This window comes from Streptomyces sp. NPDC059455 (assembly GCF_042750115.1).
Classification (GTDB): Bacteria; Actinomycetota; Actinomycetes; order Streptomycetales; family Streptomycetaceae; genus Streptomyces; species Streptomyces endocoffeicus.
Genome location: NZ_JBHYVB010000238.1, coordinates 1 through 7,713, shown reverse-complemented (window position 1 = coordinate 7,713; position 7,713 = coordinate 1). Strand labels below are relative to the sequence as shown.

Below are 7,713 nucleotides of genomic sequence, written 5' to 3'. Positions count from 1 at the left end.
GCGGGGGGGGGGCGCGCCCCCCCCACCCCCACCCAACCCCCCCCCCCCCCCCCCCACCGGCCCCGGGGGCCCCCCCCTCGACGCCACCGGCCATCCGCTGCGCGGAGTCATCAACGCCGCCATGGTGCTCGACGACGTCCTCGACGACGCCACCGCGGTGGAGCTCGACGACGAGCGGACCCGCGCGGTGGTGAGCCCGAAACTCGACGGGACGGCACACCTGGACCGGCTCACCCGCGACCGGCCACTCGACTTCTTCGTCTTCTACAGCTCCATCTCCGCGCTCGCGGGCAACCTCCGGCAAAGCACCTACGCCGCGGGCAACCTGGCGGGCGAGGCGATCATCCGGCAGCGCCGGGCCGCGGGGCTGCCCGGACTGGCCGTGCAGTGGTGCGCCATCTCCGACACCGGCTACGCCGACCGGGCCGGCATGGTCGACACCATGCGGCAGGCCGGGTTCGGAGAACTCGACTCCACCGCCGCCACCCGGGTTCTCGGCGAGCTGATCACCGATCCCGATGCGGACGTCGTCATGGTGGGGAACACGGACTGGGCGCAGACCGCGAAGCTCCTCCCCGCCGTCGCCGCACCGCGCTTCGCCGAGATCCTGCCCGACCCGGACGCCGATCCCCATGACGCCGACCGGAACATACCGGAGCTGGTGCGCTCGGCGGACGAGCCGGATGCGCTGGCCATCGTCACCGAGGTGCTGGTCTCGGCGCTGGCCGCGGTATTGCACACCGCTCCGGAGCGGATCGACCCGGACACCCGGCTCGACCAGCTCGGCCTGGAGTCGCTGATGGCGGCCGAGCTGAGCTCCGTACTGCAACGCAGGCTGGACTGTGTGGTCCCGACGATGGAACTGGCCACCGCGGCCGGTGTCCGGCAACTCGCCCCACGCCTGCTCGGGCGGGTCAGGCGGGGCGCATGACCGCGCGCCCGCCGTTCCCCGGCGCGGAGCTCAACCGGCTCACCGACCGGCAGACCGCGCGGATCCGGCTCCACTGCGTACCGCCGTCCGGCACCGGATCGGAGTTCTTCCTGCCCTGGGTCGCCGTGTTCTCCGAACTGTTCGACCTGGTGGCGGTCGATCTGCCGGGCCGCGGCACCCGCGCCGGGGAGCCGTCGATCACCGATATCGGCTGGGCCGCCACGGGCATCGCGGAGGCGATCGCCGCGGATCTGCGGCACCGGCCGCCCGCCGATGGCTTCTACGCCGTCTTCGGGCACAGCTTCGGGGCGCTGCTCGCCTTCGAAGCCACCCACCGGCTCCGGTCGGAGTCGCGCACCGAACCGGACCTGCTCGCGCTGTCCGCCGTGCCGCCCCCGAACCGCGACGGTCTCGACGACCACATCGCGCGCAACCTCGGCGCCGGGATCGCCGTCATCACCGAGATCATGGGCTGGGAGCAGCCGACCGACGACGCGCTCACCCGGACCGTCTACACCCCGTTCCTCGCGGACGCGGTGGCGCTGCTGCAGCACACGCGGCGGGCGTGGCCGCCGCTGAGCGCGCGGCTGAGCGTCTTCGGCGGACTCGACGACCCGATGGTCGACCCGGAGTCGCTGCCCGAGTGGGGCGCCTGTACGACGGCCGACGCCCGGGTCCACCGCTTTCCCGGTGGCCACCACTATCTGCGCACCCAAGTGGCGGAGGTGGTCGGTCGGCTGACGGACGATCTGCTGGCCGCGTACCGGAGTCCGGCATCTGGCTAGGCCCCCAGGGTGCGCGGTTCGGGATCCTCGGTGTCGGCCAGGTCGTCCAGGGTGTCGAGGTCCACGGACCCTCCGGGCATCACCTGGCGGGTGCGCCGGTAGCCGTAGGCGCACCCAGGTCTCCCACTGCAGGAACGACATCAGCCAGCCGGAGAAGATGATGCCGAGGACGGGCACCACCGGCATCCCGGGGCATCGGAACGCGCGCTTGAGGTGCGGCTTCCGGTAGCGCAGGATCAGCACCGACGAGCAGACCACCATGAAGGCCAGCGGGACACCGATGTTGGTCAGTTCCGCCACCGCGTTGATGGGCAGCACGCCCGCGAGCACGGCGGAGACGATGCCGATGACCGCTCCGACGGCGATGACGTTGGCCAGCCCGTTCAGCCCCACGCCGGCGAAGGCGCTGGAGATCCCGCTGTTCGGGTTGAGCTCGCTGTAGTGCTGAATGCCGGTGAGCACGACGCACACCAGCACGTACAGGACCATGGAGATGCCCAGCGACAGCATCATGGCCTTGGGCAGCTTGTCGCGGGCCTCCACCGACTCCTCGGCGGCGGTGCTCAGCGCGTCATAGCCGAAGACGGCGAAGAAGACGGTAGCGGCGCCGGCCGATCCGCCGAGGTTCGCAACACATCTACCAGCACATCCACCAGCGCGGCCACCGTCGGCCGGTGCTCGGCGAAGGAGCGGCACACCACCACGATGTGGCGTTCCATCGTCTCGTGCAGCTCCAGGACATCGAGGCAGGACGAGCGCAGCCGGAGCATCAGATCCGTCACCACGCTGACCCCGACACCGGCCTCGACCAGGGCCAGGGTGGCGGCCGTGTCCGTCACTTCGTGCAGCACCTGCGGTTCGAAACCAGCGCGGCGACAGGCGGTGAGCACGGCGCGGCCGTAGTAGCTGCCGACTGACGGCACGATCCATCCCAGGTCCCTGGTGTCGGCGAGCGAGACCCTTGGCCCACCTGACCTGCCAGACTGACCGGACCTGCCGGACTGACCGGACCTGCCGGACCACCCGGACATGGTCCCGGTGGGTACCGCGAGCGAGAAGCGTTCCCTGGACAGCTCCCGCACCCGCAGGGACGGATCCCGCGGGATGGGCACATCCGGGTAGTCCAGCCCCAGCGCCAAGTCCACGCTTCCGCCGGCCACCGCGTCGTACACCTCGTCCACGTCCATGTCCCGGCTGCGCACGGTCACGCCGGGGTGCGTCTCGCGCACCTGCCGCAGGGCGGGCGGCAGGATCTCGGCGGCGGCCGTGGCGAAGAGCCCGACCCGCAGGGTCCCGGAGATCTCGTTCCGGGTGCGCTCCAGCGCTTCGACGGCCTCGGCCTCCGTGGTGAGGATGCGCTCGGCGTGCAGGGCCAGGGTCGCCCCGGCGTCGGTGAGTTCCACGCGGCGTCCCACCCGCCGCAGCAGTTGCATGCCGGTGGCCTTCTCCAGCGCGGTGATCTGCTGCGATACCCCGCCGGGGGTGTATCCCAGGGCTGCCGCGACCGCGGTGATGGTGCCGCGTCTGGTCAGTTCCACCAGCGAACGCAGCTGCGCACTCGTCCAGTCCATATAGGGATCCTAAAAGATCAGAAGCATGGACCGTTGATAGACGTCAACGTTTGGTGTGCTGCACGATGACGCAGAGATAGCTGATCGGCGTCGCTCTGTCCTGACACCCCTGCCGCCCCGGGCGTGGACCCGTCCTCGTCCGGCGAGATGGCCTCTGGAAGGGAGTGGTCTGTTGTCCTCCGCCTCCGCCTCCGCCTTCCGCACCGTTCCCGCCTCCGCCGATGTTGTGATCGTCGGTGGCGGCGTGATGGGTGCGAGCACCGCGTTTCACCTCGCCGAGGCCGGGGTGACGAACATCGTCGTCGTCGAGCGCGGCGACCTCGGCTGCGGCAGTTCGGGCAAGCCGATCGGCGGCGTGCGCGCCCAGTTCTCCGATCCGCTCAACATCGAGCTGGGCAGCCGCAGCCTGCGTGCCTACCAGGAGTTCCGCCACCGGCCCGGCGCCGACATCCGGCTCGACACCGTCGGCTATCTCTTCCTGCTCGACAGCGCACAGCGGGCGAGCGACTTCGAGGCCGGGGTCCGGCTCCAGAACAGCCTGGGCGTGCCGAGCCGCATGATCGGCCCGGACGAGGCCCAGCGACTGTGTCCCTATCTCAGCACCGACGGCCTCGTGGCCGCCGCGTACTCCCCCGCCGACGGACACGCCCGCCCCGGTCTTGTCGTCCAGGGGTACGCCCGGGCGGCGGCCCGGGCCGGCGTCACCATCGCCACCCACACCGCGGTGTCCGGCCTCGACACGGCCGGGGACCGGGTCGTCGGTGTGCACACCAGTCACGGCCACATCGCGTGCTCCACCGTGATCTGCGCGGCGGGGGCCTGGTCGGCGCGGATCGGGGAGATGGCCGGCGTCCATCTCCCGGTCCGGCCGGTGAAGCGGCAGCTGGCGTTCACCGCGCCGATCACACCGCCCGCCCCACGCATCCCGTTCACCATCGACTTCTCCTCGACCGCCTACTTCCACAACAGCGACGACGGTCTGCTGCTCGGACTGGCCGACCCCGACCAGGAGGACGGCTTCGACACCACCTGGACCCCGGAGTGGCTGGAGCTGTTCCGCACCGTCGCCCGCCACCGCGCCCCGGCCCTGGCCGACATGGAGACCGCGGGCGGATGGGCCGGTCTGTACGAGGTCACACCGGACCACAACGCGCTGATCGGCCGCTCCGGCGAGCTGCCCAACTTCCTCTACGCGGCCGGGTTTTCCGGCCACGGCTTCCTTCAGGCACCCGCGGTCGGCGAGGTCGTGCGCGATCTGTACCTGGAGCGGGAGCCGTTCACCGACATCTCCCCGCTCAGCGCCGACCGGTTCCACCACGGCGCCGGGACCCGCCCCGAAGCACACGTGGTGTGAACCGTGAACCCCGATCGAAAGGCCGAACCATGTCAACGCTCAGTCAGTGGCAGCTGAGGGCCGCGTTCGCGGCGCGGCTGTCGGAGATGTACGGGCAGGAGGTTCCCGCCTACACCACGCTCGTGGACGTCTCGCGCGAGGTCAACGAGGACGTCCTGCGCGCGCGGGGAGCCGATGCGACACGTCTCGGGTCCATCAGCCGGGTGACGGCCGAGCGGCACGGGGCCATCCGTGTCGGCACGCCACGGGAGTTGGGGCAAGTGGCCCGGATCTTCGGCGCCCTCGGCATGCACCCGGTGGGCTTCTACGACCTTCGGGAGGCCGCGGCCAGCGCCGTCCCCGTCGTCTCCACCGCCTTCCGGCCGGTGGACGGCGAGGAACTGGCGCGCAATCCCTTCCGGGTGTTCACCTCCATGCTCACCCCGGCCGACCCCCGCTTCTTCGACGCCGAGCTGCGCTCGCGCCTGGAAGCCTTCCTCGCGGACCGCGAACTCTTTCCCCCTGAGCTGCTGGCGCTGGCCGACCGTGCCACCGCCGAGCGGGAGCTGCCCCAGGAGGAGGCCGAGCGGTTTCTGCACCTCGCCGTGGGGGCATTCGAGCTGTCCGCCGAGCCGGTCGACAAGAGCTGGTACGAGACCCTGGAGCGGATCTCCGCCGTGGCCGCGGACATCGGCGGTGTGCGCAGCACCCACATCAACCACCTCACCCCGCGTGTCCTCGACATCGACGAGCTCTACCGGCGCATGACCGACCGCGGCATCGAGATGATCGACACCATCCAGGGCCCGCCGGCCTGGAAGGGCCCCGATGTGCTGCTGCGGCAGACCTCCTTCCGGGCCCTGGCCGAACCCCGCGCGATGCGCACCCCGGACGGCGGTGTCATCAGCGGCGCCCTGAGGGTCCGCTTCGGTGAGGTCGAGGCCCGCGGCATCGCCCTCACCCGCGAGGGCCGGGCCCGCTACGACGAACTCCTCGGCCGTGTGGACGAGCAGGCGTCCCAGAACCCCTCGGCCTCCCGGGGTGAGATCGCCCGCGCCGTATGGGAGCGGCACCTGCCCGGCAGCGAACAGGAACTCGCCGCCAAGGGACTGGCCTACTTCACCTACCACCCTCACCCCGACCGGCCCCGCGACGGCGGCAGGCCGCCCACCGGCCTCGGGGAACTGCTGCGGCAGGGCTGGGTACGGGCCGAGCCCATCGTCTACGAGGACTTCCTGCCCCGCTCCGCGGCCGGGATCTTCCAGTCCAACCTCAGCGGCGAGGGCACCCGCCACAGCGACCAGCAGGGCACGGCGTACGACGCGGACTGGCTCTCGGGCGCCATCGGCCGCGACGTCCTGGACCCCTTCGCCCTCTACGCACGGCAGCAGAACGCCTCCCTCGCACACGTCGCCCATGAGCTGGGCCTCACCGGCACCCCCAGCTGACCCCTCACTCCCGGAGGACCGCCATGACCAGCACCGCACTGCCCACCACGGACGACCTGCGCGCCCGCGCCCGTACCGCCCTCGGCCACAACGGCGTCGATGTGGCCGAGGGCGGCGACTTCTCCGCCCGCACGCCCCTCACCGGCGAGAACCTCTTCGGGCTCACGGCCGCCACCGACGCCGACACCGAAGACGCCATCGCGGCGTCCCGTACGGCCTTCCTCACCTGGCGCACCACGCCCGCGCCGCGCCGTGGTGAACTCGTGCGCCGCCTCGGTGAGTTGCTGCGCGAGCACAAGAGCGACCTGGCCGACCTCGTCACCATCGAGGCGGGCAAGATCCGCTCCGAGGCGCTCGGCGAGATCCAGGAGATGATCGACATCTGCGACTTCGCGGTCGGCCTGTCCCGGCAGCTGTACGGCCGTACGATCGCCTCCGAACGCCCCGGCCACCGTCTCGCCGAGACCTGGCATCCCCTCGGCGTGGTGAGCGTCATCTCCGCCTTCAACTTCCCCGCGGCCGTGTGGTCGTGGAACACCGCCGTCGCCCTCGTCTGCGGCGACACCGTGATCTGGAAGCCCTCGGAGCTCACCCCGCTGATCTCCCTGGCCTGCGACCACCTGCTCGGCCGGGCCGCCGACGAGGTGGGCGCGCCCCGCGACGTACACCGTCTCCTGCTCGGCGACCGCGCGGTCGGTGCGAAGCTCGTCGACGATCCGCGCGTCGCGCTCGTGAGCGCCACCGGCTCCACCCGCATGGGCCGCGAGGTCGGCCCCCGCGTCGCCGCCCGCTTCGGCCGCAGCCTGCTGGAACTCGGCGGCAACAACGCGGCGATCGTCGCCCCGTCCGCCGATCTCGACCTCGCCATCCAGGGCATCGTCTTCGCCGCGGCCGGCACGGCGGGCCAGCGCTGTACGACGCTGCGCCGTCTCATCGTCCACCGCGATATCGCGGACACCCTCGTCGAGCGGCTGACCGCCGCCTACGGCAAGCTCCCCATCGGCAATCCGTTCGCGGACACCACGCTGGTCGGCCCGCTCATCTCCGCCGCGGCCCTCGACTCCATGAACAGCGCCCTCACCCGCGTCCAGGCCCAAGGCGGCAAGATCCTGGCGGGCGGCAACCGGCGCCTGGCCGAGGCCGCCCCCAAGGCCGCCTATGTCGAGCCGGTCCTCGTCCGCGTCGACGCGCAGACGGACGTCGTACGGGAGGAGACCTTCGCGCCGATCCTGTACGTCCTCACCTACGACACCCTCGAGGAGGCGATCGCGCTGCACAACGACGTCCCCCAGGGCCTGTCGTCCAGCATCTTCACCCGCGACCAGCGGGAAGCCGAGATCTTCCTGTCCGCCGCGGGCTCCGACTGCGGCATCGCCAACGTCAACATCGGCACCTCCGGAGCCGAGATCGGCGGTGCCTTCGGCGGCGAGAAGGACACCGGCGGCGGCCGGGAGTCCGGCTCCGACGCCTGGAAGGCGTATATGCGCTCGGCCACCAACACCATCAACTACTCCAGCGAACTCTCCCTCGCCCAGGGCGTCAGCTTCCTCTGATCAGAGCCCTCTCCCACTCATGCGCGGAGGGGGGGGGGGGGGCGCCCCGGGCGCGGGCGGCCCCCGCGGGCCCGGGGGCGGGCGCCGCCCCC

At 71.6% G+C, this 7,713-nt stretch carries 6 protein-coding genes and 1 pseudogene; 5 read left to right on the top strand and 2 right to left on the bottom strand.

The genetic code is table 11. The annotated features are described in order from the left end of the window. Both ACFXB5_RS46420 and ACFXB5_RS46415 read left to right on the top strand, forming a co-directional pair. The coding region (locus tag ACFXB5_RS46420; protein WP_385220139.1) for a beta-ketoacyl reductase at positions 1-931 on the top strand (931 nt) is incomplete at its 5' end. Continuing rightward, complete coding sequence (locus ACFXB5_RS46415; protein WP_385220136.1) at positions 928-1,716, top strand: thioesterase II family protein; 789 nt, start codon at positions 928-930, stop codon at positions 1,714-1,716. The genes ACFXB5_RS46420 and ACFXB5_RS46415, both read left to right, overlap by 4 nt. Before the next feature lie 150 nt (positions 1,717-1,866). Here the strand turns inward: ACFXB5_RS46415 and ACFXB5_RS46410 are convergent. Both ACFXB5_RS46410 and ACFXB5_RS46405 read right to left on the bottom strand, forming a co-directional pair. Beyond that, a pseudogene (locus ACFXB5_RS46410) lies at positions 1,867-2,283 on the bottom strand (amino acid permease); the annotation flags it as partial. Continuing rightward, positions 2,280-3,287 carry a LysR substrate-binding domain-containing protein gene (locus ACFXB5_RS46405; protein ID WP_385220133.1) on the bottom strand — a complete coding sequence of 336 codons (1,008 nt, stop codon included), beginning with the start codon at positions 3,285-3,287 and terminating at the stop codon, positions 2,280-2,282. The gene ACFXB5_RS46405 and the pseudogene ACFXB5_RS46410, both read right to left, overlap by 4 nt. A 172-nt stretch (positions 3,288-3,459) precedes the next feature. Between ACFXB5_RS46405 and ACFXB5_RS46400 the strand changes: the two genes are divergently transcribed. From ACFXB5_RS46400 to ACFXB5_RS46390, 3 genes are read left to right on the top strand one after another with little or no spacing between them, the layout of a single operon-like run. Then, on the top strand, positions 3,460-4,641 hold the full coding sequence (locus ACFXB5_RS46400; RefSeq protein WP_385220130.1) for an NAD(P)/FAD-dependent oxidoreductase: 1,182 nt from the start codon (positions 3,460-3,462) through the stop codon (positions 4,639-4,641). A gap of 29 nt (positions 4,642-4,670) precedes the next feature. Next, a complete protein-coding gene (locus tag ACFXB5_RS46395; protein ID WP_385220127.1) occupies positions 4,671-6,068 on the top strand; it encodes a 2-oxoadipate dioxygenase/decarboxylase family protein in 1,398 nt (465 codons plus the stop codon). Between the two features lie 23 nt (positions 6,069-6,091). Continuing rightward, positions 6,092-7,621: an aldehyde dehydrogenase family protein gene (locus ACFXB5_RS46390; RefSeq protein ID WP_385220125.1), complete on the top strand. Its 1,530-nt coding sequence runs from the start codon at positions 6,092-6,094 to the stop codon at positions 7,619-7,621. Positions 7,622-7,713: the final 92 nt, after the last annotated feature.

Bases quoted from the DNA above. Each gene is read 5' to 3' on its own strand.
- ACFXB5_RS46415 (WP_385220136.1), top strand. From the start codon at position 928: ATGACCGCGCGCCCGCCGTTCCCCGGCGCGGAGCTCAACCGGCTCACC.
- ACFXB5_RS46405 (WP_385220133.1), bottom strand. From the start codon at position 3,287: ATGGACTGGACGAGTGCGCAGCTGCGTTCGCTGGTGGAACTGACCAGA.
- ACFXB5_RS46390 (WP_385220125.1), top strand. From the start codon at position 6,092: ATGACCAGCACCGCACTGCCCACCACGGACGACCTGCGCGCCCGCGCC.
- ACFXB5_RS46395 (WP_385220127.1), top strand. From the start codon at position 4,671: ATGTCAACGCTCAGTCAGTGGCAGCTGAGGGCCGCGTTCGCGGCGCGG.